The sequence below is a fragment of the Pseudoalteromonas sp. SCSIO 43210 genome (assembly GCF_054133285.1).
In genome coordinates, this window is record NZ_CP087225.1 from 2,160,370 (window position 1) to 2,185,957 (window position 25,588).

Annotated in this window: 22 protein-coding genes; 18 read left to right on the forward strand and 4 right to left on the reverse strand. The window is 38.7% G+C overall.

The genetic code is table 11. The features are described from left to right. Positions 1-5 precede the first annotated feature (5 nt). The 12 genes from ribF to LOS73_RS09270 all read left to right on the forward strand — a co-directional run bounded on the left by ribF (position 6) and on the right by LOS73_RS09270 (position 13,312). On the forward strand, positions 6-956 hold the full coding sequence (gene ribF / locus LOS73_RS09215; RefSeq protein ID WP_457934875.1) for a bifunctional riboflavin kinase/FAD synthetase: 951 nt from the start codon (positions 6-8) through the stop codon (positions 954-956). A 5-nt stretch (positions 957-961) separates the two neighbouring features. Continuing rightward, the gene (gene ileS / locus LOS73_RS09220; protein WP_033040248.1) at positions 962-3,790 is read left to right on the forward strand and encodes an isoleucine--tRNA ligase; all 2,829 of its coding nucleotides are present in this window, start codon (positions 962-964) and stop codon (positions 3,788-3,790) included. A 12-nt stretch (positions 3,791-3,802) separates the two neighbouring features. Then, positions 3,803-4,303: a signal peptidase II gene (gene lspA / locus LOS73_RS09225; protein WP_007376920.1), complete on the forward strand. Its 501-nt coding sequence runs from the start codon at positions 3,803-3,805 to the stop codon at positions 4,301-4,303. After that, positions 4,300-4,740, forward strand: a complete 441-nt coding sequence (gene fkpB, locus LOS73_RS09230; protein ID WP_002958231.1) for an FKBP-type peptidyl-prolyl cis-trans isomerase — start codon at positions 4,300-4,302, stop codon at positions 4,738-4,740. Before lspA ends, fkpB begins: the two co-directional genes overlap by 4 nt. Next, positions 4,740-5,669: a 4-hydroxy-3-methylbut-2-enyl diphosphate reductase gene (gene ispH, locus LOS73_RS09235; protein ID WP_033040252.1), complete on the forward strand. Its 930-nt coding sequence runs from the start codon at positions 4,740-4,742 to the stop codon at positions 5,667-5,669. The genes fkpB and ispH overlap by 1 nt, the downstream gene beginning before the upstream one ends. A gap of 29 nt (positions 5,670-5,698) precedes the next feature. Beyond that, the gene (locus LOS73_RS09240; protein ID WP_457934876.1) at positions 5,699-6,733 is read left to right on the forward strand and encodes a sensor histidine kinase; all 1,035 of its coding nucleotides are present in this window, start codon (positions 5,699-5,701) and stop codon (positions 6,731-6,733) included. Next, positions 6,730-7,431, forward strand: a complete 702-nt coding sequence (locus LOS73_RS09245; RefSeq protein WP_033032062.1) for a LytR/AlgR family response regulator transcription factor — start codon at positions 6,730-6,732, stop codon at positions 7,429-7,431. Before LOS73_RS09240 ends, LOS73_RS09245 begins: the two co-directional genes overlap by 4 nt. Positions 7,432-7,558: 127 nt before the next feature. Further along, positions 7,559-8,119 (forward strand): type IV pilus modification protein PilV, encoded by a 561-nt coding sequence (gene pilV, locus LOS73_RS09250; protein WP_096793488.1) that lies wholly within the window; start codon positions 7,559-7,561, stop codon positions 8,117-8,119. A gap of 2 nt (positions 8,120-8,121) precedes the next feature. Next, positions 8,122-9,123: a PilW family protein gene (locus LOS73_RS09255; RefSeq protein WP_007378374.1), complete on the forward strand. Its 1,002-nt coding sequence runs from the start codon at positions 8,122-8,124 to the stop codon at positions 9,121-9,123. Then, complete coding sequence (locus LOS73_RS09260) at positions 9,111-9,614, forward strand: hypothetical protein (RefSeq protein WP_007378373.1); 504 nt, start codon at positions 9,111-9,113, stop codon at positions 9,612-9,614. The genes LOS73_RS09255 and LOS73_RS09260 overlap by 13 nt, the downstream gene beginning before the upstream one ends. A 1-nt stretch (position 9,615) precedes the next feature. Further along, positions 9,616-12,882, forward strand: a complete 3,267-nt coding sequence (locus tag LOS73_RS09265; protein WP_007378372.1) for a pilus assembly protein — start codon at positions 9,616-9,618, stop codon at positions 12,880-12,882. Between the two features lie 10 nt (positions 12,883-12,892). Then, positions 12,893-13,312 carry a type IV pilin protein gene (locus LOS73_RS09270; RefSeq protein ID WP_007378371.1) on the forward strand — a complete coding sequence of 140 codons (420 nt, stop codon included), beginning with the start codon at positions 12,893-12,895 and terminating at the stop codon, positions 13,310-13,312. A 201-nt stretch (positions 13,313-13,513) separates the two neighbouring features. Here the strand turns inward: LOS73_RS09270 and LOS73_RS09275 are convergent, their stop codons facing one another. After that, on the reverse strand, positions 13,514-14,053 hold the full coding sequence (locus LOS73_RS09275) for a GspH/FimT family pseudopilin (RefSeq protein ID WP_007378370.1): 540 nt from the start codon (positions 14,051-14,053) through the stop codon (positions 13,514-13,516). A gap of 81 nt (positions 14,054-14,134) precedes the next feature. After that, the gene (locus LOS73_RS09280) at positions 14,135-14,683 is read right to left on the reverse strand and encodes a GspH/FimT family pseudopilin (protein ID WP_007378369.1); all 549 of its coding nucleotides are present in this window, start codon (positions 14,681-14,683) and stop codon (positions 14,135-14,137) included. 160 nt (positions 14,684-14,843) lie between these two features. Between LOS73_RS09280 and LOS73_RS09285 the strand changes: the two genes are divergently transcribed. Next, positions 14,844-15,182 carry a P-II family nitrogen regulator gene (locus LOS73_RS09285; protein ID WP_008135742.1) on the forward strand — a complete coding sequence of 113 codons (339 nt, stop codon included), beginning with the start codon at positions 14,844-14,846 and terminating at the stop codon, positions 15,180-15,182. Between the two features lie 464 nt (positions 15,183-15,646). On the opposite strand, the gene LOS73_RS09290 is transcribed toward LOS73_RS09285, so the two are convergent. Then, positions 15,647-16,411: an outer membrane protein assembly factor BamD gene (locus LOS73_RS09290; protein ID WP_007378367.1), complete on the reverse strand. Its 765-nt coding sequence runs from the start codon at positions 16,409-16,411 to the stop codon at positions 15,647-15,649. Positions 16,412-16,552: 141 nt separating this feature from the next. Between LOS73_RS09290 and rluD the strand changes: the two genes are divergently transcribed. The 3 genes from rluD to clpB all read left to right on the forward strand — a co-directional run bounded on the left by rluD (position 16,553) and on the right by clpB (position 20,936). Next, entirely contained in the window at positions 16,553-17,530 is a 978-nt protein-coding gene (gene rluD / locus LOS73_RS09295) for a 23S rRNA pseudouridine(1911/1915/1917) synthase RluD (protein ID WP_007378366.1), read from the forward strand. Further along, positions 17,530-18,261 (forward strand): peptidoglycan editing factor PgeF, encoded by a 732-nt coding sequence (pgeF, locus tag LOS73_RS09300; RefSeq protein ID WP_149615342.1) that lies wholly within the window; start codon positions 17,530-17,532, stop codon positions 18,259-18,261. Before rluD ends, pgeF begins: the two co-directional genes overlap by 1 nt. 98 nt (positions 18,262-18,359) lie before the next feature. Beyond that, entirely contained in the window at positions 18,360-20,936 is a 2,577-nt protein-coding gene (gene clpB / locus LOS73_RS09305; protein ID WP_457934878.1) for an ATP-dependent chaperone ClpB, read from the forward strand. A 108-nt stretch (positions 20,937-21,044) separates the two neighbouring features. Here clpB and LOS73_RS09310 read toward each other — a convergent pair whose 3' ends face one another. Next, on the reverse strand, positions 21,045-22,592 hold the full coding sequence (locus LOS73_RS09310; protein ID WP_033040261.1) for a methyl-accepting chemotaxis protein: 1,548 nt from the start codon (positions 22,590-22,592) through the stop codon (positions 21,045-21,047). A 522-nt stretch (positions 22,593-23,114) separates the two neighbouring features. Here LOS73_RS09310 and gshA point away from each other — a divergent pair. Beyond that, positions 23,115-24,692, forward strand: a complete 1,578-nt coding sequence (gene gshA, locus LOS73_RS09315) for a glutamate--cysteine ligase (RefSeq protein ID WP_457934879.1) — start codon at positions 23,115-23,117, stop codon at positions 24,690-24,692. 143 nt (positions 24,693-24,835) lie between these two features. Next, a complete protein-coding gene (locus LOS73_RS09320; protein WP_007378361.1) occupies positions 24,836-25,444 on the forward strand; it encodes a transglycosylase SLT domain-containing protein in 609 nt (202 codons plus the stop codon). Positions 25,445-25,588 lie beyond the last annotated feature (144 nt).

The window sequence follows — 25,588 nt, forward strand, 5'->3', positions numbered from 1 at the left end:
GTGGCATGGAGTTAATTAGAGGTATACACAATATTCGCCCGCACCATTTTGGTTGTGTGTTAACTATTGGTAATTTTGACGGTGTTCATTTAGGCCACGCAGAAGTATTAAAAGGTTTACTTATTGATGCTAAAGCACATAGTTTGCCTAGCACTGTAATGCTGTTTGAGCCTCAGCCACAAGAGTTTTTTGCTAAAAATAATGCCCCAGCACGGCTAACGCGCTTGCGAGATAAGCTACGTTTGTTAAGTGATTTAGGTATTGAGCGAGTTATTTGCATTAGCTTTAATCAGCAATTTGCAAACATGCATGCTGAGCAATTCGTTAATGAGATTTTAATTAAAAAGTTAGGTGTTAAAGCACTTACTGTTGGTGATGATTTTAAGTTTGGAAAGCAACGCCAAGGTAACTTTCACTTACTTGCTAGCATGGGTAAGCAAGCGGGCATGGATGTAAAAAGCACCGCGAGCTTTCGTCAATTAAATGCTAGAGTAAGCAGCACTTTAATACGAGATGCTTTAGCATCCGGTGACTTAGCGAGTGCTAAAATAATGCTTGGTCACGATTATGCTATTTCTGGGCGTGTTATACATGGCTGGAAAAGAGGACGCGAACTCGGTTTTAGAACGGCAAATATTGCCCTAAAACGCCAAGTGTGTCCTGTTAACGGAGTGTTTGCAGTGCAAGCAACGATTGCAGGAAAACAGATTTTTGGAGTTGCAAATGTAGGTAATAAGCCGACATTCAATGGAACTCGTGCATTATTAGAAGTTCACCTTTTTGATTTTGCACAGGATATTTACGGACAATTTATGCATGTGGAGTTAATAAAAAAACTTCGCGATGAGAAAAAATTCGAGACATTAACACAATTAACGGCGCAAATAGCAACTGATGTTGCTGCCGCTAAGCAGTGTTTTGGTTTAAATCAGGTAGCCGATAGAGACGGAATGTAGGATAAATGAGCGACTATAAACATACTTTGAACTTACCGGAAACACCGTTTCCAATGCGTGGCAATTTGGCACAACGTGAACCAAAAATGCTTAAAGCATGGTATGAGGACGACCTTTACGGTCAAATTCGCAGCGCTAAGAAAGGTAAAAAAACCTTTATTTTGCATGACGGCCCTCCGTATGCAAATGGCGATATCCATTTAGGCCACTCAGTTAATAAAATATTAAAAGATATTATTGTTAAGTCTAAAACATTATCTGACTTTGATTCACCATTAGTTCCAGGTTGGGATTGTCATGGTTTACCAATCGAGTTAATGGTTGAGAAAAAAGTAGGCAAGCCGGGCGTAAAAGTAACCGCGAGCGAGTTTCGTGAAAAATGCCGTGCATACGCTAAAAAACAAGTTGAAGGTCAAAAAGTTGATTTTAAACGTTTAGGCGTATTTGCAGATTGGGATAAGCCTTACTTAACAATGAACTTTGACTTTGAAGCGAATGCAATTCGTGTACTTGGTCGTATTATTGAAAAAGGTCATTTGCATAAAGGTGCTAAGCCTGTGCATTGGTGTACAGATTGTGGTTCTGCATTAGCAGAAGCAGAAGTTGAATACCAAGATAAGCAATCTCCAGCGATTGATGTGCGTTTTACATTTGTTGATCAAGATGCTGTTGTGAGTGCATTTGATTTGGCTGATGGTCATAAAGGTGAAGGCAGTGTTGGTACTGTTATTTGGACAACAACACCGTGGACGCTTCCTGCAAACCGCGCTGTGGCTGTGCATGCCGATTTAGAGTATGCGTTGGTACAGGTTGAAGATGAAGGCGTACAACAACGTCTAATTTTAGGCTCTGAGCTCGTTAAAGATGCTATGGACCGCTTTGGTTTTAATCACTTTCACGTACTAGGGTATGTAAAAGGTGCTGCGCTTGAAAACTTGCAAGTAGCCCATCCTTTTTATGATTTTAATGTACCAGTGATTGTTGCTGAACACGTAACGACTGATTCAGGTACTGGTGTTGTACATACCGCACCTGGGCATGGTCAAGAAGATTTCGTGGCTGGTTTAAATTACAACCTTGAAGTGGCTAACCCTGTTGGTGCAAATGGTGTTTATTTACCAGATACCGAACTTTTTGCAGGTCAGCACGTATTTAAGGCGAATGCGAGCGTAATTGAAGTATTAAAAGAGCACGGTGCGCTTATGCATCATCATGCGCTTACGCATAGTTACCCACACTGTTGGCGTCATAAAACACCAATCATTTTCCGTGCTACACCACAATGGTTTGTAAGCATGGATCAGGCTAACTTACGTCAAGATTCTTTAAAAGAAATTAAAAACACGCAATGGTTACCAGAGTGGGGCGAAAGCCGTATTTCTAACATGGTTGAAAGCCGCCCAGATTGGTGTATTTCTCGCCAGCGTACTTGGGGCGTGCCAATCGCGTTGTTCGTTGACAAAGACACTGGGGCACTTCACCCAAATACACAAGAGCTAATTGCTCAAGCAGCAGCGCTTGTTGAAAAGTCTGGTATTCAAGCATGGTACGATTTAGAACCAGCTACATTACTTGGTGAAGAAGACGCCAAGCAATACATGAAAGTGCAAGATACGCTAGATGTATGGTTTGACTCAGGTGTATCGCACGCTTGTGTTGTAGACGCACGTGAAGACCTAGTTGGTCCAGCTGATTTATACCTTGAGGGGTCTGATCAGCATCGTGGTTGGTTTATGTCATCAATGATGACATCTGTTGCTATTAATGGTCATGCGCCATACCGCCAAGTATTGACTCATGGTTTTACTGTTGATGAAAATGGCCGCAAAATGTCTAAGTCACTAGGCAATGTTATTTCACCACAAAATGTGATGAATAAACTAGGTGCCGACATTCTACGTTTATGGGTTGCCTCTACCGATTACACGGCAGAAATGACTGTGTCGGATGAAATATTTAAACGTTCAGCCGATCGTTACCGTCGCATTCGTAACACCAGCCGTTACTTGCTTGCTAACCTAAATGGTTTTGATCCAAAAACTGATCAAGTAGCTGTTGATGATATGGTTGAGCTTGATAAGTGGATTGTTGGCCGTGCTGCTCAGTTACAAGACGAGATTTTAGCCGCGTACGACAGCTACCAAATGCTATTAGTAACGCAAAAGCTAATGAACTTCTGTACGGGTGAACTTGGTTCGTTCTATTTAGATGTTATTAAAGATCGTCAATACACAGCTAAGAGCGACAGCCATGCACGTCGTTCTTGTCAAACAGCGCTTTATCATATAGCAGAAGCAATGACGCGTTGGATGGCCCCTATTATGAGCTTTACCGCACAAGAAATTTGGGAAGCTTTACCGGGTGAGCGTAGTGACTACGTATTTACATCAGTTTGGTATGATGGCTTACAAGCACCAACAAATAGCCAATTTAGTAACGATGACTGGTTAGAAATTCTAACAGTACGTGACGAAGTAAACCGCTTATTAGAAGCTGCACGTAAAGAAGAAGTCATTGGTGCAACACTTCAAGCAACGGTTAATTTATTTACGAGTAAAGAGCTTGCCGCTAAGTTAAATGCGCTTGGTGATGAACTGCGTTTTGTATTGTTAACATCAGCGGTAAATGTTACTGAAGTTGATAGCCAGCCTGCTGATACACAAGCTACCGAAATTGAAGGTTTGTTCATTAGTGTTGCTGCAACAGATGCTGCTAAATGTGAGCGTTGTTGGCATTACAGTGAAGATGTAGGTGTTGAGCCTGCTCATCCTGAAATTTGTGGTCGCTGTGTAAGTAATGTTGATGGCGAAGGTGAAAAGCGTCAATTCGCTTAGGAGTTATTCTTAGTGAGCAAACTAGCCCAAAAAAGTGGTTTAGTGTGGCTTTGGTTGAGTCTATTACTTTTAGTAATAGACTTTGCCAGTAAAACACTTGTTGTAGGGACAATGGCTTATCAAGAGTCGATAAATTTACTCCCTGTTTTTAGTATTACTTATGTGCATAATTATGGTGCTGCTTATAGCTTTTTAAGTGAAGCGGGTGGTTGGCAGCGTTGGTTTTTAAGTGCAATTGCCATTGCTATTAGTGCTTTGCTTGTGTGGTGGCTAAAACGTTTACCTGCAACAAACAAAGTACTATGCGGTGCCTATGCGTTGGTACTTGCAGGCGCTATTGGTAATTTATACGATCGTATTGCGTATGGTTATGTAATCGACTTTATTCACGTATTTTATAAAGACTCACATTTTCCTGTATTCAATATTGCTGATTGCGCTATTTGTATTGGCGCAGCATTATTGTTATTTGACGCCTTTACCGGTGAGAGTCCGAAGGAGCATAAAGCATGAGCCAAGCTGTAATTGGTGAAAACTCGCAAGTTATTTTCCATTTTTCTATTAAATTAGAAGATGGCTCTGCCGCCGACTCTACCAAGGTGCACAATAAACCTGCTAAGTTAACAATGGGCGATGGCAGCTTAACGGCAAACTTCGAAAAGTGTTTATTAGGGCTAACTGCAGGCGAAAGTAAAACGTTTGAATTAGAACCTGAAGATGCGTTTGGCCAGCCAAACCCTGATAATATTTACTACGTTGATCGCAGTAAGTTTGGCCCAGAAACACCAGCTAAGGTAGGTGCAATTATTGCGTTTACTCAACCTGATGGGACTGAACTTCCAGGTTTAGTACGTGAAGTGCAAGGCGAGTCGGTAACGATTGATTTTAATCACCCTTTATCTGGTCAGCGTTTAACGTTTGAAGTTGATATTATTGAGGTAGAAGGTTAATGGAAATATTATTAGCTAATCCACGCGGCTTTTGCGCTGGTGTTGACCGTGCTATTAGTATTGTTGAGCGCGCTCTCGATATTTTTGAAAAGCCAATTTATGTTCGCCACGAAGTAGTTCATAACCGCTATGTAGTTGATGGGTTAAAAAGCCGTGGTGCGGTTTTTGTTGAAGAGCTTGATCAAGTACCTGACGACAGCATTGTTATTTTTAGCGCACATGGCGTATCGCAAGCTGTTCGCAGCGAGGCTAAACGCCGTGACTTAAAAGTATTTGATGCAACGTGTCCGCTTGTAACTAAAGTACATATGGAAGTTACACGTGCCAGTCGAAAAGGTATTGAGTGTATTTTAATTGGACACCATGGTCACCCTGAAGTAGAGGGAACAATGGGACAATATGATAACTCAGCCGGTGGTATTTACCTTGTTGAAACTGTTGACGATGTAATTGCGCTTAATGTAAAAAATGCTGAAAACCTTTTTTATTGCAGCCAAACGACGCTTTCTGTTGATGATACCGCTGATGTTATTGATGCACTACGCAATAAGTTTCCATCAATTGACGGACCTCGTAAAGATGATATTTGCTATGCAACGCAAAATCGTCAGGATGCTGTTCGTGACTTAGCAGACAAAGTTGATGTGCTATTAGTTGTTGGCGCTAAAAACAGCTCTAACTCTAATCGCTTACGTGAACTTGCAGATAAAATGGGCACAGTTGCTTATTTAATTGATGATGCAACTGATGTGCAAGAACAGTGGGTTTCGGGTTCTAAATCAGTTGGTGTTACTGCGGGAGCCTCTGCGCCAGAAGTACTTGTACAACAAGTTATAAGCCGATTAAAAGATCTTGGTGGTACGCAGGTTGTTGAAAATCCAGGCGAAGAAGAGAATATTGTATTTGCTGTTCCTGTAGAGCTACGTTAATTTAAAATTTAGATTATAGGAGAGTCGTTATGAGCAAGTCACTAAAAAATGATGGTTTGCTTTTTTCGGCTCTTTTTAATGAGCGAGGCGTACTAGCTTCGCTTATTGTTTCTCAAGTTATTGCTATTGTTTTAGCCTTTGCACCCAATGTAGAAGGCGATATTTGGCTTCGACTTGGGATCATTAGTTTATTTTTACATTTAATTGTTTTAGTCGGCACTTCTTCTTTATATTTTTGTCGTTTTTTTTTACAGAACCGTACTCAAGCTTTTCAGTTAAGTCTATTTTTTGCCTCTTTTTTATTATCTACATGCATTTTTAGTATCTTATTTTCCCATTTTGCTTTTGATATAGATGATACAAAGAACCTAATTTATTTTACACTTCGCAATTGCATTATAGTGGCTTTGCTGGCGGCTTTATTCGTCCAATTTTTATTAATTCATTTTGAAAAAGCGCAACAAACTAAGGCGCTCTCTCGTGCTGAGCTTGATGCCTTACAAGCTAGAATACGTCCTCATTTTTTATATAATAGTTTAAACACTGCTGCAGAGCTTACCCATCATGATGCCGATGCGGCAGAGCAAGCCATTTTAGCATTAGCCGCCTTATCGCAGGCTGCAATGCACTCAGGAAAAAATGTATCTCTTGACGATGAAATAACACTGAGTAAGCAATATATAGCACTTGAAACATGGCGTTTTGGTAACCGCTTAAGAGTTGATTGGCAAATACCCAATGAACTACCTGCATTGAGTATTCCTTGTTTAACACTGCAGCCATTAATTGAAAATGCGGTATGCCACGGCGTTGAAACAAGTGAGCATGGTGCAGAAATAAAAGTAGAGCTGCATATTACTACCGGCTATATAACCATGATTGTATCTAACCCCATAATAATTTCTAATGCTCAAACTAGGCCTAATAACGGCATGGCGCTTGAAAATATTCGCCAGCGGTTAAATATTTATTATAAAAATAAAGCGCAGCTAACAATTACTAGTAAAAATGATGTGTTTAGGGTCAAGGTCGTGATCCCTAAGCTAATTGAGGGCAGTGTATGAATGTACTCATTGTTGATGATGAACCTCTTGCGAGATCGCGCTTAATTCGTTTGTTAGCACACGATAAAAGTATAGTTGTACAAGGTGAGGCAAGTAATGGTAATGAAGCCCTAATACTTGCTAAAAAGCAAACGCCAGATTTAATTTTTTTAGATGTTGATATGCCTGGAATGAATGGTTTACAAGTTGCTAATGAGCTCAATAGTTTAATTCTACCTCCAGCAATTGTTTTTATAACTGCTCACCCTGAGCATGCCTTTGATGCTTTACAATTAAGCGCAGCGGGTTATTTAGTTAAACCTATTTCAGAGCAATCATTGCAAAAGGTGCTTAAGCAAGTCGGGCGTTTAAACAAAGTGCATATTCAAAAACAGCAAAATGTAAAAATTTCTTATCAGCTAGCTGGTACTCTACGTAGCGTTGATATAAAAGATGTTTTGTACTTTAGTGCAGAAGAAAAATACACCAAAATGGTATTTTTAACTGGAGAAGCTTTACTAGAACAAAGTTTAAAGCAGTTAGAATTACTCTATCCAGCGTATGTTTTACGAATTCATCGTAATACATTAGTTAATAAAAAAAGGGTTATTGCTTTGCATTCGCAAGGGAGTAGTCATCACATGATTGAACTTAAAGGGAGTCGCGAGTTACTGCCTGTTAGTCGTCGTGAGCTCAAGGCTGTCAAAAGCGCGCTTTGATTTTATACCTCTTAAATATATTCTGTTAACCGCTTATCAACAAATTTAACCGCCTATCGTAGTATTGATTGAACATTACCATTTAGCAGATAAACTAATAATTAGATAATTTTCATTTGGTTTTTTTATGCAATCTTACTCTCCTTCTTCCAAAAAAGGTTTCACACTGATAGAAGTGCTTATTGCATTTATTATTCTTAGCTTTGGTTTGTTAGGTGCTATCGCACTACAAGCTAAAGCAAAGCAAGCAAGTTTTGATTCAATGCAGCGCGCTGCGGCTGTAGCGCTTGGCAACGATATTATTCAACGTATTCGTGCTAATGATACGTCTCAATTAGGCACACTCTATAAACAAACGTTTAATAGCCAAACCGCTATGAAATCGACAACTACTTGTTTTAGTAATTCATGCAGTTCAGCACAAATTGCGCTGTTGGATATTGAACAGTGGAAACGAGCTATACGCGCTCGCGAAAATACAGGAACGCTGGATGGGGCCACAGTATGTATAAACCCTTCAGCTATTGGTGGCTCAGGCGGTAAAGCATTCAACTTAGAGGTTGTTGTCTCGTGGCAAGGCAGGCAAGAATTTACCGCTAATAAAGCGACGGGCGATATTGAATGCGGGACAGCAGATAAACGACGCCGTCTAGTTGTTTTGACCAGCTATATTTATCTTAGGAGCTAAGCATGAAACAAAAAGGGTTTACACTTATAGAAGTCATGATCTCTCTTTTTATTGGTGGTCTTGTACTTGGTGGTGTCATGTTTACCTACATAGGTATGAAAGTAACAACTCGAGATACTATGACAATAGGCGAGCTGCAAGAGTCAGGTCGCTTAGCTATAAATATAATGCAACGAGATATTGAGCAAATTGGGTTTTGGGGAACGTTTTATGATGATTCATTTTCATCAGCGAACACGACGACATTAGCAACACCTAATGCAGCAAACGATTGCCTTGAAGGCTTAAATAACGGCAGTTTCCCAGATCTTTCCAGTACCACTAACTTTCGCACTATTTATGCCAAAACAGCGGGAGCCGTAAAAGAGCTTAATTGCGTAACTAATCCAATAGGTGGAACGGATATCCTGCAGCTTAAGTTTTTACAGGGTGATCCAATTACAGTTAAAGCGGGCAGTAATGAAACACAAAATAAAGAAAATTACTTTATAGCAGAGCAAGAGCGTGCACAATTTGTGCGAAATATTGTTGATCCAGCGACGCTAAATGTTAATGCGACAGTGTGGCCGTATAGTCACCATGTTTATTATATTTCTAATCAAACCTATACGGTAAATAATAATAAGTTAACGGTTCCTGCATTAATGCGTAAACGTTTGGTTGACGATGCTATGAAAACCGAAACAATAATGGAAGGGGTCGAAAACATGCGTTTTGTTTTTGGCTTAGACACAACAAATGATAGTCGAATAGATATGTATAAGAGCATTGATAATATGGCTCCAGCCGATTGGGAAAATCGCAAAGGAATTTTAACTGTGCAAGTATTTTTATTGATACGGGCCCTGCAACCTGATGCAGACCTTAGCATTAAAAATCAAACATACACGTTAGGCGAAGATGCAGATAATAGAGAATTACAATTTACAGATAATTTTAGGCGAACTGTTTTTACAACGACTATTCGATTAAATAACGTTGGGGAAAATTTATGGCGCATTTAATGAAATCACAAATCAAGCAACAAGGTGTTGTACTGATTACTGCTTTGATAATGGTAATTGCTGTCACGGGTATTGCGGTAACATTAATGAGCAGTAGCAGTATTGATATTAAAATTACGAATGCAGCACAAGAGCGCGAAGTAGCTGAAAATGAATTGATAGGCGAAGTACTTCGCGTGATTGCTGAGGAAGCAAATAAAGGTGCGGCTAATCAGTTCTTCTTGTCACCCGAGGAAGTCACTAAAATAGCTGACGAAAGCACCGACGGAATGCTTATTGCTGAACATAATGGTATGCCAAGTAAAATGATTAACTTAAATAAAGGCGCACTTAATCTGGAGTGTCCGAGGTGCTATAGCTGCACAAAAGGGGTTGCTTGCAATATGATGCAAGTATCAACAACAATAGAGTATGGCTCTAAAAGCAAACATCAGTTAACCATTGTTACCGGTATTGCTCAACAAATGGCTAGTACAGGCAAAGGAATTTAAAATGAGACTTAAATTAAATAAATTATTTGCTGCATCTCTAGGGTTAACAATGAGTGTACCGGCTACCGCTGAGGATATAGAGCTCTACGTGAATCATAATATTAACGTGGATGAAAAACCACGTGTGCTGCTTATATTTGATACATCGGGAAGTATGGCGTTTTCATCAAGTTCGGGTAATGATTGTGGGTACAGTAATAATCTAAGACGCTATATATTATGCTCGGATAGTCGCCTAGGTGCGGCACAATATGCGATGAATAAAGTTATAGAAGATAACGATAATATTGACTTTGGTTTAATGCGTTTTAAAGAGACTGATGGCGGTTATATTATAAATGGCTTGGGGAAAGACCCCTCTGTGGTTAAATCGTCAATCGCAAATTTACCAGCGGATGGTGGAACGCCGCTAACAGAGACACTCTGGGAAGCCTATTTATATATTACAGGGCAAAGTGTGAGCTATGGTTTGGGAGCAAGCGAAGTTGAAAGAGATACCAGTGTTGAAGATATTGTAACGACTCAGATAGAAAAAGAGCATTGCTATTGGACTGGTTGGGGGCGAAATCGCAGAGAGGTTTGTTATAACTATTATGATACACAAACTACTTATACGTATGTTTCTCCATTTAATGACAGCGTAGAGGAAGCGAAGCGTTGTGATAACTCAGTAAATATTATTTATATGACTGATGGTGATCCGTCAGGAGATAATGATAGTGATAGCGTAATTAGTGATGAGCATAAGAAGTACTTTGGGCAAGGCCTAAATTGGAGTACTGATAGTTATTACAGTAGCTATTTACATCAGTTGGCTAAAGTTATTCATGGTACGAGTAATGTAAAAGTAGATTTGTATCCAGCGACTCCTGATATTCACGAGACAGGGCGTCTATACACAATAGGTTTTGGTTCTGGAATGAGTGCTAAGGGGCAAGAGCTTTTAGTTAAAGCTTCGTCATTAGGTGGTGGCGAAAACTTTCCAGCCAGTACCCCAGATGAATTATCTAAGTCACTAAATAAAGCAATTTCTAAAATTCGAGAAGTAAATGATAGCTTTTCATCGCCATCTGTAGCGAGTAATAACGTCGATCAAACTCGTAGTCGAAATGCTATTTATTTCGCTATGTTTTATCCTGAAATAGGTACTAGGTGGAAAGGAAACTTAAAAAAATTAAAAGTTTCTGGTAGCCGTATTATTGATTCAACGAATAAAGCGGCGCTTGATTCGGATGGTTTGATTGATGATGATGCAAAAACCTATTGGTTACCAAGTGATCAGTCAGCTGATGGAAGTTTGGTTGCAGAAGGTGGTGTAAATTATCACTTAAGCTCACTCACTGGCAGTGATGCTTTAAAAAGGCGGAATCTTTATACAAATAAGCAAGGAAGTATTGTTGAATTTAACACCACGATTGTAAGCGAGATACTTGATTCATTAGATGACAATCCGATTACTTTAAGTAGCTCTGATATTAAATGGTCTATGGGCATTGATGTTGATGATGAAAACGGTGATGGCGATAGAACAGATCAAAGAGGTAATATTTTTGGTGACCCCCTGCATTCTAAACCGATAGCGATAGATTACGGCAATGATGATATTCGTATTCTAATAGGCACTAATGCTGGATTTCTGCATATGTTCAAAGATGATGATGTTAATAATGAAGTGAGCGAAAGTTGGGCATTTATACCTTCTGATCTATATGACATTATTAAACCTCTTCGCAATAATGAAACCGGTAAACTGTATGGTATGGATGGGCCGATTAGTGTTTATTTTAATAATAAAAACCTAAATGATAATGGCTTAAATGATGGTGTTATTGATGCAAGTCAAGGTGATCAAGTCTGGGCTGTAGCAGGTATGCGACGTGGTGGTAAAAACTATTATGCACTTGATATTTCAGACCCTAGTGAGCCAAAAAAGTTGTGGGCACAGCCAATCGAAGGTGGTAAAGGCGATTTTAAAGAATTAGCTCAAACGTGGTCAAAGCCACAGATTGCTTACATAAAAGCATTTGGTGATAAGCCGTTACTTGTGTTTGGTGCAGGGTATGATACGAATAAGGATGCGGCTATTCGAAGTAAAGATAATATAGGTAGAGGTATTTATATTGTTGAAGCTGAAACAGGAAAAAGAGTATGGGCGCTCACCCCTGATATTAATGGATTTGAGGGCGAACACAGTATTGCTGCTAATGTTTCTTTACTTGATTCTGATTACGATGGATACATTGATAGAATTTACGCATCTGATACTGGAGGAGATATATGGCGTATTGATATGCCAGGAGACGATGTAAATAAATTTAGTCACTTTAAGTTTGCTGAATTGGGAAGTAGTCAAGCAACAGAAGATAGACGCTTTTTTTATAACCCATTAATAGTAAGAACGATGTTTAGCAAAGTTTCTGAAGTGACTGTAAATGGTAAAAAAGTTATAACTCGGCTAGATACACCCTTTGATGCTGTGGTATTAGGGAGCGGTAATCGTTCGAAACCGAATGATACCAATGAAAAAGATCAATTGTTAATGATTCGAGATGAAAACACGGTAACACGAACGTTTACAACAAATACACCAGATGCGATTAAACTAGCTGATTTAATGCCGATGAATTTAGACCCTTTTGGTAATGCATTAAATGATGTTGATAAATTTGTCGACTTAGAAGTAGATTTAGCTGGATTCAAGGGCTGGCACTATGAATTAGGCACAGGTGAAAAGTCGTTAGCTGCAGCTGCCGTTGTAGGTGGTGTTGCTTATTTTTCATCATTTAAGCCAGCTTCAGATACGTCAACTGAAAACCAATGCTCGCTTAGTGGGGGAGGAGGTTCTTTATATGCATTCCATTTACACTACGGGACGAAAGTGTATGACGAATTAAAATTTTCCACGAGTTATGATGTACCCGATACAGCACAGCTTTATTTTGGCGAAGGAGAATCTTGTGTGGATGCAAATAACAATGGTAAATGTGATGCAGAGCCTATTCTGGATGAAAATGACCCTACACCACCAGATATCATTGATACAGACATAGATGTTAAAATGGAAAGTCAGTTCTATTTAATTGGCCCTGGCATCAAAGGCGAAAATGCTGAAAATCCAATGAAACCAGTCGAGATTGTAGGGCCTGGGTTAAATGTTGTTGATGGTAAGATTAAGTTAGTTAATGATGTTCAACCTATCGGCTTTGGCTTCAAAACGCAGCAAACTTATATTTATAAGCGTGAAGAAAATGACGAAATCAAAAATTAAGGAAAAATAGATGAGCAATAAACAAGGTGGATTTACGTTAATTGAGCTAATGATAGCTGTTGCTATCGTTGGTATATTAGCTTCAATAGCATTACCTAATTACACTGAGTATGTTAAGCGCACTTCGCGTGCTGAAGCCGCTGCGGCATTATTGGATGCGGCAAATAAAGAAGAGCAGTTTTTTGTTGATAATAGGGAATACACAGAATCGTTTGATAACCTTGGTATTAATAATAAAACAGAAAGTAAACATTTTGAACTCAGTATCGAAGTGAAACAAACGAATACGTTTACCATTAAAGCAAAGCCCATAGGTGGCGCAGTAAAAGGTGATGGTGATTGTACTGAACTATCTATTACTGATATTGGCTTAAAGGGTGCAAAAGGTACTAAAGGAGCTACTGACGTTGACTATTGTTGGGGTCGGTAATTATTAGTTAACCTGAACTTTGGATAATAAATCTATCTCAAGCAGCTATTTTCAGTACTGACTGCGTTGAATTTACTTGCAATAGGCCAGCTATTGCAAGTAAATTAGCCTTGTTTTCACTGAAAATCTCTGGCTAGAGAAAATAAATTTAAACATCACTATGATTAAATACGTTAGTAAACCTCTTAACCAGAGTTCAGGTTAGTTACTTTTTTGACATATATCGGTTGATTTAATTCGTATTCGACCCGTTTGACTTACTGACAAGGCAAGCCCTTCAAGATTTGCCTTGTCGCTATTTGGACAATAGATAAAAGTGCCATTTTGAAAGCCATTTAGTGAACCGTCAGGCCTAAAAGTTATTGCATCACGAGGGTATTTTAAGCTATCTGCATCATGAGTATGTTCAAATGTACTCAAAAGTAGTTCATCGTTATTTAGTGTAGTGGATTTATCATTATCGATAAATAAAGAGATTCGACCGTCCCAATCATCTTTCACACATTCCTTTTCTTTTAACGTACATAGCGTAACGTAGGTGCTATTTTCGATTGCATACAGCCGTGCGTAGTTAATATTACGATGTAATAGGTTAACTTGATTGTCGGCACGATTTAAGGCTAAAAAATCTGAAAAGAACCATATTGAAAGCTGACTGATGATAGCAATGATTGATAAAGCCACCATTAACTCTATGAGAATTATCCCTAATATTTTGTTTGAACGTGTTTTAAACCTCATCCCTGAAGCCTTAAATCAATCTAAATGATTAATTTAGTCTAGTAAATAATCAGAATATGACAAATTTAATTAGTGTGTTTTTTAATCACATTTTTCTGTGGTATCTCCTAGATAAAAGGCTGTTCCTGATTGAGAAACTCTGAGCGCTTTATTGTTTTCAGTACCGTTATTGGGGCAAAAGATAAAGTCGCCTGGATTAGTCGTGATACGACCGCTGGTATTAAAGCGCAGCATTTTTTCATTTCCAGTGTATTTTAATTTATCTGTAGAACTAATTTTTTCCATTGCTCTAAAAATAGTGTCTGTTTTTCTATTAAATTTACCATTGTTATTTTTATCAACAAATAATGCTATTACCGAATCGCCTTGCCATGTGTTTTGACAATTAAAGAATTTATTTTCGCTTATCTTATTTAATGGTCCAGGGCATAGCACCATTATTTCATCAGTACTTGCTGCTTGAGAACGTGCATAGCTAATATTTCTTTTCAACTCTAACAAAAAATTTTCAGCCCTATTTTCTTCAAGCATGTCGCTACTGTTCCAAAAGGCAATAGAAGCAATAATACCCACAATAGAAACAGTGACCATTAATTCTAGAAGGGTGAATCCGTTTTGTTTATTGTTCATATTAATCTCATTACTGCGAGTTGTTTAAGTATAGCTATTTTTATTTGGTAAATTATACCATGGTTGATTGTTTTATCACCGTCATTCAATTGCTTTGTTTGCTATGAACTCTATGATTGTCTAAAATCGAAGCATCTGAAGCTTTAAAAAAGTAGTTAACATGAAAAAAATAGAAGCAATTATTAAGCCTTTTAAACTTGATGATGTACGTGAAGCATTGTCTGAAGTAGGTATCAATGGAATGACCGTAAGTGAAGTTAAAGGTTTTGGTCGCCAAAAAGGGCACACTGAGCTGTATCGTGGTGCGGAGTATATGGTTGATTTTTTGCCAAAAGTAAAATTAGACATCGTACTTGGTGATGATGATGTTGAACGTGCTATAGAAGTTATCGTTAAAACAGCGCAAACAGGAAAAATAGGTGACGGTAAAATATTTGTCACTGATGTTGAGCGTGTCGTACGGATCCGAACAGCAGAAGAAGATGAAGACGCGATTTAACGTTTTAATTAATACAGGGCCTGTTTATACCAACCTGCATAAATATTTGATCAATTTAACGAATTAAATTGCACTATAACGTCGTTAAAAATTTTTATTTACGACTGCATGGATGCAGGAGGTAGAGCAATGCAGGGAGCAATTGCCGAGAACAACTAGATACAAAAATTTTTGCCTTGTTCTAGCGTAATTTTCTTAACGTTAAATAGACCCCATATATAAGCAGATTGGTATTACCTTTCAGGTTTAAAATTTGTTCTATTTAGGGGGTTTAATCGCGGCGCGAGGTTTGTAACTTAGTGGGCTTGGTAACTGCCCCTGTTTGATGCTATTGGCTTACATCCGTGAGAAAACAAGTCAAAATTGAGCAAAGATCCCGTGTCCTGCACACACCCCTAATAAAAAACCCCAGCTAATTACTTAGCAGGGGTTTGTGTATAAGAGGCAGCTTACAAGCGCTTTTTCTATTTGGTTCTATTATTCAGTTTTCGCGTTTGCTTTGCATGTTTGCTAAGTTCAGTTAACCCTAGTTTGTCGTAACTTTTTTCCATCATTTCAAGTGCAGGGTCTAAATAGCTGCTTTGTGAATAATGCTCAACAACAAATTTACCACGATTAGCTGCTGCTAAATAAGCTTCACGTTCGTAATAGTAAGTCGCTACTTTTAATTCGTAACGTGCCATGCGGTTTAACAGCCACACCAAACGACGTTTAGCTTCTGGTGCATAATCACTATCTGGAAAACGTTTAACCAATGTTGATAAATCGGTAAATGCAACACGTGTTCGGTTTGCATCACGGTCAGCTCTATCTACACCAAAGTATTCTTGAAATGCATTTTTGTCTGCTTTGATGTTTACCAAACCACGCATGTAATACATGTAATCTAAATCTTTATGATTTGGGTTGAGGCGTATAAAGCGATCGACTGTTGCTAATGCTTGCTCTGTATTACCCGATTGATAATGCGCATACACTAAATCCATTTGTACTTGCTTAGAAAACGGGCCAAATGGATAACGAGAATCTATTGCACTTAGAAGCTCAATTGCACGTGCATATAAACCAGAATCTAGTGTTTCTTTTGCATCTTCATACAAAGCTTGTGCTGATCTGTTTGGTACACGTTGAATATCTTCTTGGTCAGGCGCAGACGAACAAGCGCCTAAACTAAGTACAGAAACTGAAAAAACAATGGCAAATGCACGTTTCCCTATTTTATTTATCATTTTATTTGTTACCTTCGATGTCTTCGGCTAGGCCAAGTCGGTAAAACCGAGTAAACTATACGTATTATATTATGCTTTTATTAAAAGCGATTCTAACCCAGTCGAGCAAAGCTTGCACTGGTAAATTGGGTAAAGTTACTAATGACAGAGCAAATTTCTCTTCAAGCCGAGGTTCCAACTGACTTAGGTGGTAAACGTCTAGACCAAGTATTAGCGCAATTGTTCCCTGATTATTCACGTTCACGTATAAAAACATGGATTTTGGATGATAAAATTACTGTTGATGGCGAAATATTAAACACACCACGTACTAAGTTATTAGGTGGTGAGCTTCTTAATGTTGAAACAACTATTGAAGCACCGCGAGAATACCTTGCACAAAACATCGATTTGAACATAGTTTATGAAGACGATCATATTTTGGTAATTAATAAACCAATGGGGCTTGTGGTTCACCCTGGGGCGGGTAATCCTGATGGCACAGTATTAAATGCGCTATTACATCACTACCCGGAAATTATCAATGTTCCGCGAGCTGGTATTGTGCACAGGTTAGATAAGGATACGACAGGATTAATGGTTGTAGCTAAAACTATCCCTGCACAAACGCATTTAGTGACAGCATTGCAAAAACGTGAAAACTTCACGCGTGAATATGAAGCGCTTTGTAATGGAACCATGACCGCTGGTGGCATGATTGAAAAGCCTATTGGTCGCCATGCGACACAGCGTACACACATGGCTGTTCATGAAATGGGCAAGCCTGCTATTACGCATTACCGTGTGGCTGAAAAGTTTCGCGCACATACACGCTTGCGTTTGCGCTTAGAAACCGGTCGTACACACCAAATTCGTGTTCATATGGCTTACTTAAATCACCCATTAATAGGTGATCAGTCTTATGGCGGCCGTCCGCGTCCACCAAAAGGTGCAACTCCTGAGTTATTTGAGTTACTTCGTAGTTTTAGACGCCAAGCTCTCCACGCGGTTAAATTAAGCATTGCTCATCCTATTACGGGTGAAATGATGACATGGCAAGCGCCTATACCTGATGATATGGTTGCTATGACGCTAGCACTACGCGAAGACACCAAAGCTAATCCTGATATAGATAGATAGTGAATTTATTATCAGCGACATGGCAAAACCTTCATAATGTAGGTACGTTAAGTACTACATGTGAAGGTGGTGTTTCTCAAGTCCCATTTAAAAGTTTAAACCTTGGACTTCATGTTGGTGATAATAAAGAGTACGTATTAAAAAATCGCGCATTGTTAAATACGCATATTCCAAAACCAGCGGTATGGCTAAATCAAGTTCACAGTAACAATGTTGTTATTGTTGATGAGCATTTTGACTTCACTGAGTTACATAATGCTGATGCTCTTTATACACAACTAATCGATCAACCACTTGCTATTATGACTGCTGATTGCCTTCCCATATTATTAAGTAGTAATGATGGCAATGAAGTTGCGGCCATTCACGGAGGGTGGCGAGGGTTAGAGCAGGGTATAATTAAAAGTACTCTTGATTGTTTTGATGCAAAGCATGAGGATATCAATGCATGGTTAGGTCCTGCTATTGGTCCAAATAAATTCGAAGTTGGCTCAGACGTTTTTGAGCTATTTCAAGCACAATCATCTCTTTTTGTTGAAGCGTTTAAACTACAAACTAACCACAAATACCTTGCCGATATTTATAATATTGCTCGTATATTACTAAATAAATCAGGTATAAAAAAAATTACAGGGGGAGAGTACTGCACTGTTTCTCGCAAAGACCTGTTTTTTTCTTATCGTCGTGATGGCCAAACTGGACGCATGGCAAGTTTGATCTGGCGCAAGTAATTTATCATTGTTGTGATTATATTTTCTGCTACACCTTGAACAAACGCCTAAACATACCCATTAATTAAGCAATTAGATTATTTGATAGGTAAACCCTTATGCGTTTAGATCGATTTACAAGTAAATTTCAATCTGCGCTCTCTGATGCGCAATCGCTGGCACTTGGCCGCGATCATCAATTTATTGAACCTGTACACTTAATGTACTCATTGCTTCAGCAAAGCGGGTCAAGTGTTCGAGCGCTATTTGCCCAAATAGGCATAAGTGCAGACGAACTCAATACCAAGCTCTCCCAAGAAATAGAAAAGCTATTTAAAATAGAAGGGGTCGGCGGTGATGTTCAACTGTCCAATAACATGGTGTCGCTTATCAACTTATGCGATAAATATGCGCAAAAGCGTAAAGATAAATACATCTCTAGTGAATTATTTGTACTTGTTGCATGTGATGATAAAGGCCCGCTTGGGACTATTTTTAAAGCGTTAAATATAACTGCCACCAAAGTTGAGAGTGCGATTAAGGCGATTCGTGGAGGTCAAAAAGTTGATGATCCAAATGCAGAAGAAACACGCCAAGCATTAGAAAAGTTCACCATTGATTTAACTGAACGCGCTGAGCAGGGTAAGCTTGACCCTGTTATAGGCCGTGATGATGAGATTCGCCGTACGATTCAGGTTCTGCAGCGCAGGACTAAAAACAACCCTGTACTAATAGGTGAGCCTGGCGTTGGTAAAACAGCAATCGCTGAGGGCTTAGCGCAGCGTATTATTAATGGTGAAGTACCAGAAGGATTAAAAAATAAACGCGTACTATCACTTGATTTAGGCGCGTTAGTTGCGGGTGCTAAATACCGTGGCGAATTTGAAGAACGTTTAAAATCAGTATTAAACGAATTGGCTAAAGAAGAAGGCCAAGTCATTTTATTTATTGATGAAATACACACCATTGTGGGGGCAGGTAAAAGTGACGGCGCAATGGATGCGGGCAATATGCTAAAACCAGCATTAGCGCGAGGTGAATTACACTGTGTTGGCGCAACCACGCTTGATGAATACCGTAAATACATAGAGAAAGACGCAGCACTTGAGCGTCGCTTCCAAAAAGTACTCATTGAAGAGCCTTCAGTCGAGGATACCATTGCTATATTACGCGGCTTAAAAGAGCGATATGAGTTACATCATTCAGTAGAAATTACAGATCCCGCGATTGTTGCTGCGGCGCAGTTATCTCACCGCTATATTAGTGATCGTCAATTACCAGATAAAGCGATTGATTTAATAGATGAAGCGGGTTCTTCAATTCGTTTGCAAATTGATTCAAAACCAGAGTCATTAGATAAACTCGAACGTCGTATTATCCAACTAAAGTTAGAAGATAATGCACTAGCGAAAGAAAAAGACGAAGCAAGCCAAAAACGCCGAGCTGAAATGCAAGAGTTGATCACCGACCTTGATGGGCAATATCGTGAGCTAGACGAGATATGGAATGCTGAAAAAGCATCACTTCAAGGCACGCAAGTAATTAAAGCAGAGCTTGAACAAGCGAGATTAGATTTAGACGTAGCGCGAAGGGCAAGTGACTTACAGCGTATGTCAGAGCTGCAATACGGGCGTATCCCTGAACTTGAACGAAAACTTGATTTAGCCTCACAAGCCGAAATGCAAGAAATGACTCTGCTTAAAAACCAAGTCGGTGAGGATGAAATAGCAGAAATACTCTCTCGCTGGACCGGTATACCGGTATCGAGAATGCTACAAGGTGAGCGTGAAAAGCTACTGCAAATGGAAGATAAGTTACACAGTAAGGTAATAGGCCAAGATGAAGCTGTTGTTGCTGTTTCTAACGCAATACGCCGCTCTCGTGCCGGACTTGCTGATCCTAACCGTCCGATTGGCTCATTTTTATTTTTAGGCCCAACGGGGGTTGGTAAAACAGAGCTAACTAAAGCACTGGCTGGTTTTATGTTTGATACTGAAGATGCCATGGTGCGTATCGATATGTCTGAGTTTATGGAAAAACATTCAGTTGCGCGTTTAGTTGGAGCACCTCCTGGTTACGTGGGTTACGAAGAGGGCGGTTATTTAACAGAAGCTGTTCGTCGTAAACCTTACTCAGTTATATTGCTTGATGAAATAGAAAAAGCACACCCTGATGTATTTAATATCTTACTGCAAGTATTAGATGATGGTCGTCTAACCGACGGACAAGGTAGAACCGTTGATTTTAAAAATACCGTTATTATTATGACTTCAAACCTAGGCTCAGATATTATTCAAGAGCAGGCTGGAAATAATGATTACACAACACTTAAAGCTAAAGTGATGGATGTATTAATAAATGAATTTAGGCCTGAATTTATAAACCGTATAGACGAGACGGTGGTATTTCATCCATTAGCTAACGAACATATCAAAGAGATTGCTGATATTCAGTTAATGAAATTACGTGAGCGTTTAACTGAAATGGGTTACTTACTGGAAATAACAGACACTGCGCTTGAACGCATTGCAGCAAGTGGTTTTGATCCCGTTTATGGCGCGCGTCCACTTAAACGTGCGATTCAACAAACCATTGAAAATCCACTCGCGCAAAAGTTACTCAGTGGTGATTATCTACCTGGCAGTGTTATCATTATTGATGCAACCGATGAAGGTCTAGTATTTACAAATCGCTAATCAATAGAAGTTAAATATATAAAGCCGCTACCTAAAGTGACACCCAATAGTTGGACATTCCAATTATTGTGGGCCACTTCAATCAGCGGCTTTTTTATAGGTGCTAATTTAAACTTTAAACGTAAGTAAAAGGTCATTTACTTTACGAGAACCTTCAACCAGCTCTGCTGCACCTTTTGCGACATTAAAACTTAAATTGAGATTTTCGTCACCAAACCCCTTAATCTGCGATACATTATTACCAATATCATTACTAACTACCTGTTGCTCTTCTGCTGCAGTCGATATTTGAATTGCTAGCTGAGAAATCTCACTTATTTGAACAAAAATACCATCAAGTTCGATCTGAGTTTTAGCGGTTGTATCTACGCAAGTATCGGCTTGAGTTTTAGTGCTCTGCATTACTTTAGACCAGCTAAATAAGGTATCTTGTATTTCTTTAATTGAGCTATGGATTTGTGTTGTTGCATTTTGAGTCCTTGACGACAGGGTTCTTACTTCATCTGCTACAACGGCAAAGCCTCGGCCATGTTCGCCTGCTCTTGCTGCCTCTATTGCTGCATTTAATGCCAGTAAGTTTGTTTGATCCGCAATCCCTTCAATTTCACTCATCACTTGACCTATTTTATCAGCCTCAGAAGCTAAGCTGCTTGCGGTTGTCGCGGCTTGTTCCACCTGTGTTGCTAAATCAGACACCATGATACTGTTTTCGGCAATATGATTTTTAATATCAGAGCAGCTTTGGTGAGTGAGGTTTACTTTATCTGCTGTTTCTGTGGTGCTATTTGATATTTCACCAATTGTTGAGCTCATTTGTGCCATAGCTGATGCTATTTGTTCTAAACGCTCACCTTGTGCCGCAATACCTTTTTCAGTCATCGCGGATTGTTTATCTAAGTCGGTCGCAATGTTATTAAAGCTTAATGTTGAATCTTTCATACGACCCAATACAGTACGTAATTTTGCACTGATCATTTGTTCTCTGTAATCACTTATACTATGCGGGTTATAGCCGCTATAAATATAACGAGATACCGAATCAGACTTAGCTTTTTGATCACGTAATATTTTAGGTGTCACAATTAGCTCTTCATAATTAAGAGCAATGACTAAACAGCAAATAAATAAGTTTATTAAGGCAATGCTTAGCGAACCAAATAGAGCAATATAAATTAGCCATAGTAATACGCATACAAAGCTGATGCTTTGTCTTCTTGTTGTTTGTTCTTTGAGGCTAAATAGTGACTTACCCGCATTTATTTTATTATATAAGTCTTGTGCTTGTTGTTTTAGTTGTTGGCTTGGTTTTGTTCTTACAGATTGATAGCCAATAAGCTGACCATGTTCAAAAATAGGCGTTACAAATGCATCAACCCAATAGTAGCGGCCATCTTTACAGCGATTTTTTACCATACCTCGCCAAGAATGGCCTTGTTTTAAGATCTCCCACATTTCTTTAAATGCTGCTTTAGGCATATCAGGATGACGTACTATATTATGATTTTTTCCTATGAGTTCTTCTGAGGTGTATCCAGCGATGATACAAAATTCTTGATTAACATAAGTTATTACTCCCCTTAGGTCAGTCGTAGAAACAAGTTCTTGTGACTCATCAAAATGGACTTCTTCATTTTTTAAGCTTTTATTATTGCGCATTGTATTTTTTATCATCCTTTATCGTTGGCGTCATTATATTGCTTGTTAACTACAAAGCAAAAAAACAAAGTATTTCTTTAGTACTTATAATTTAAATTTCATATTTTTATGATCTACATCAAGTAATTGAATTGTTAGGCTGATTATTAAAAGTTAGGTGAGCCAATATCGTGTAAGTGCCGGTCTATTTATTGATGAAATTTAATCTTTACTCTGAACGCAGATTAAAATGAATCGACTGCAAGTAGATTCAACACCGTAAGTACTGCAATGAGAGATTTTGAGTCGTGTGAGTCTTCCGTTTTTTAGGTTAAATACCCATGCAAAAAAATTGTATAATACTAAGAGCGGTGGCAATATTAGGGTTTACTGTATGATGCCTGCCATATCAAACGCATATCCAAATTGGATAAATGATAATTAATTTTGAGAAATTGTTTTGTTCTTAGCAATTTAATCTTGAGTCTAGGTAATTAGCCCCCATAACCCTATGATTAAGCCACGTGGCCCGAGGAAGCATTTTTGACAACACATGATTTAACAAATACGCTAAACGCGTTATCAGCAAATGAGCATAAACACGCAGTTAAAGGCATTAAGCGTGGTATTGAGCGAGAGTCGTTAAGAATAAAAAACGATGGTGTTATATCAGCTCAAGGGCATCCTAAAGGGGTTGGAAGTGCATTAACTAATGGGCATATCACCACTGATTTTTCTGAGTCTTTGCTTGAGTTCATTACCCCTGTTAGCGAATCGTCTATACAGACACTTAAGCAATTAAAAGATTTGCAAAAATTCACTTTAGAAAAAATGGGCGATGAATTACTGTGGCCTATTAGCATGCCGTGCTTTATTGAACATCAAGATGATATTGTATTAGCACAATTTGGCAGCTCAAATACTGGTCAAATGAAAACATTATACCGTGAAGGGTTAAAAAATCGTTACGGTAGTATGATGCAAGCAATTGCAGGCGTACATTTTAATATTTCTTTTCCTGACACACTTTGGCAATCAATTCATTCACTAAAACAAAGTAACGCCAGTTTACAAGATTTTATCTCTGATGGTTATTTAGCACTGATCCGTAATTTTAAACGCGAGCTGTGGTTAATAAGTTATATGTTCGGTGCATCTCCGGCGCTATGTAATTCATTTTTACAAGGTCGCAAAACCGACTTGCCATTTAAAAAATTAGGGAAAGGTACACTTTATTTAGAAGTCGGTACTGCACTTCGTTTAGGTAATCTGGGGTATACAAATAGCGCACAGTCATCATTGCGCGTAATGTATAATTCACTAGATGAATATGTAGCGGGTTTGAAAAAAGCGATCAATACCCCATCTGAAATCTATAGCGATATTGACGATTATACGAGTGAAGCTCCTAAACAGCTTAATAAAAATATTTTGCAAATAGAAAATGAATTTTACTCACCAATTCGCCCTAAACGAAATGCTAAAAATGGTGAAACGCCGACAGACTCGCTGCTTAGAGCTGGCATTGAGTATGTAGAAATTCGCGCATTAGACGTCAACCCTTTTAGCGAAGTGGGTATTGATATAGAGCAAATTCACTTTTTAGATGTATTTTTAACATATTGTTTATTAAAAGATTCAGCTCCAATGGATTGGAAAGAACAAGCGCGTAGTACTGAAAACCTCGACACAGTAGTAAATCAAGGTCGAGAAGAAGGACTAATGCTTAACTTTAATAACGAAGAACGAAGCCTGCAGTCGTGGGGCGGCGAAATATTTACCCAGCTAACGGATGTTGCTAAATGGATGGATAATGCTTACGGTGTTAATTATTACTCAGATACTATAAAGCGTATGGCAAAGTGGATTGATAACCCCGCACTGACTTACTCGGGGCGTTACGTTTCACAACTAAAAGAATCTGGTTTAGATAACGGGCACTTCGCATTAGCATTAGCTAATAAGTATAAAAAAAATCATGCTGAAACTGACTATAGTGAGTTTTTAAAGCCTTGGCTGGAACAACAAGTTATAGAGTCTAATGAGGCACAAGTGGCAATTGAGCAAGCGGATACGCAATCGTTCAAAGCATTCTTAGATGCATATTTTGCCAGTAAGTAAGTTTAATGCCCACTATTTTTAAACAAAAAAAACGCAGCCCAAGTTGGCTGCGTAAATACTTTTCAGGGATGAAACAATGCTGTACTGCTGCATTATAAAATCAGACCCACACTTTTTATAAAAGTTCAGTGAGATCTAAAAACATGAAAAAAAATGCACTAATGTTATCTCTAGCTATTACTCTTGCGGGGTGCGCTACAGCCCCACCAAAGCAACCGAATGATATTTGTAAGATTTTTAAGGAAAAATCCGATTGGTATTTCGATGCAAGAGACGCTCAAGAAAAGTGGGGTTCACCTAAGCATGTATTAATGAGCATGATGTATCAAGAAAGCTCATTTAAACACGATGCAGCGCCACCAATGGAATACTTTTTGTGGATAATTCCAACTGGGCGTGCCAGTGACGCTTATGGTTACTCGCAAGCTAAGACTCCTACATGGGCAGATTATATTCGCGAAACAGGTAATAATGGTGCTGATAGAGATGATTTTGATGATGCAATAGATTTTATGGCATGGTTTGTTTATAAAACGCATAAAGTGAATGGTATTTCTAAATGGGATGCTTATGCGCAATATCTTAATTATCACGAAGGCTGGGGCGGATATAAGCGTGGTACTTATAAAAAGAAAAAATGGCTAATGGGCGTCGCAAATAAAGTTAAACACCGAGCTAGTCGCTATGGCGCGCAATTAAAGCGTTGTGAAGAAGAGCTTGATAAAGGGTGGTTAGAGCGATTATTTAGCTAATTAATCTGAATTCTGGATAATAAATCTATCTCGAGTAGCTATTTTCAGCGTTAACTGCATTGAATTTACTGAAAATCCCCTAACCAGAGTTTAGGTTAATTATTTTCATTACTAAAAAAGGAGCCAATTCGGCTCCTTTTTACT

Bases quoted from the DNA above. Each gene is read 5' to 3' on its own strand.
- ribF (WP_457934875.1), top strand. From the start codon at position 6: ATGGAGTTAATTAGAGGTATACACAATATTCGCCCGCACCATTTTGGT.
- ileS (WP_033040248.1), top strand. From the start codon at position 962: ATGAGCGACTATAAACATACTTTGAACTTACCGGAAACACCGTTTCCA.
- fkpB (WP_002958231.1), top strand. From the start codon at position 4,300: ATGAGCCAAGCTGTAATTGGTGAAAACTCGCAAGTTATTTTCCATTTT.
- ispH (WP_033040252.1), top strand. From the start codon at position 4,740: ATGGAAATATTATTAGCTAATCCACGCGGCTTTTGCGCTGGTGTTGAC.
- LOS73_RS09240 (WP_457934876.1), top strand. From the start codon at position 5,699: ATGAGCAAGTCACTAAAAAATGATGGTTTGCTTTTTTCGGCTCTTTTT.
- LOS73_RS09245 (WP_033032062.1), top strand. From the start codon at position 6,730: ATGAATGTACTCATTGTTGATGATGAACCTCTTGCGAGATCGCGCTTA.
- pilV (WP_096793488.1), top strand. From the start codon at position 7,559: ATGCAATCTTACTCTCCTTCTTCCAAAAAAGGTTTCACACTGATAGAA.
- LOS73_RS09255 (WP_007378374.1), top strand. From the start codon at position 8,122: ATGAAACAAAAAGGGTTTACACTTATAGAAGTCATGATCTCTCTTTTT.
- LOS73_RS09260 (WP_007378373.1), top strand. From the start codon at position 9,111: ATGGCGCATTTAATGAAATCACAAATCAAGCAACAAGGTGTTGTACTG.
- LOS73_RS09265 (WP_007378372.1), top strand. From the start codon at position 9,616: ATGAGACTTAAATTAAATAAATTATTTGCTGCATCTCTAGGGTTAACA.
- LOS73_RS09270 (WP_007378371.1), top strand. From the start codon at position 12,893: ATGAGCAATAAACAAGGTGGATTTACGTTAATTGAGCTAATGATAGCT.
- LOS73_RS09275 (WP_007378370.1), bottom strand. From the start codon at position 14,053: ATGAGGTTTAAAACACGTTCAAACAAAATATTAGGGATAATTCTCATA.
- LOS73_RS09280 (WP_007378369.1), bottom strand. From the start codon at position 14,683: ATGAACAATAAACAAAACGGATTCACCCTTCTAGAATTAATGGTCACT.
- LOS73_RS09285 (WP_008135742.1), top strand. From the start codon at position 14,844: ATGAAAAAAATAGAAGCAATTATTAAGCCTTTTAAACTTGATGATGTA.
- LOS73_RS09290 (WP_007378367.1), bottom strand. From the start codon at position 16,411: ATGATAAATAAAATAGGGAAACGTGCATTTGCCATTGTTTTTTCAGTT.
- rluD (WP_007378366.1), top strand. From the start codon at position 16,553: ATGACAGAGCAAATTTCTCTTCAAGCCGAGGTTCCAACTGACTTAGGT.
- clpB (WP_457934878.1), top strand. From the start codon at position 18,360: ATGCGTTTAGATCGATTTACAAGTAAATTTCAATCTGCGCTCTCTGAT.
- LOS73_RS09310 (WP_033040261.1), bottom strand. From the start codon at position 22,592: ATGCGCAATAATAAAAGCTTAAAAAATGAAGAAGTCCATTTTGATGAG.
- LOS73_RS09320 (WP_007378361.1), top strand. From the start codon at position 24,836: ATGAAAAAAAATGCACTAATGTTATCTCTAGCTATTACTCTTGCGGGG.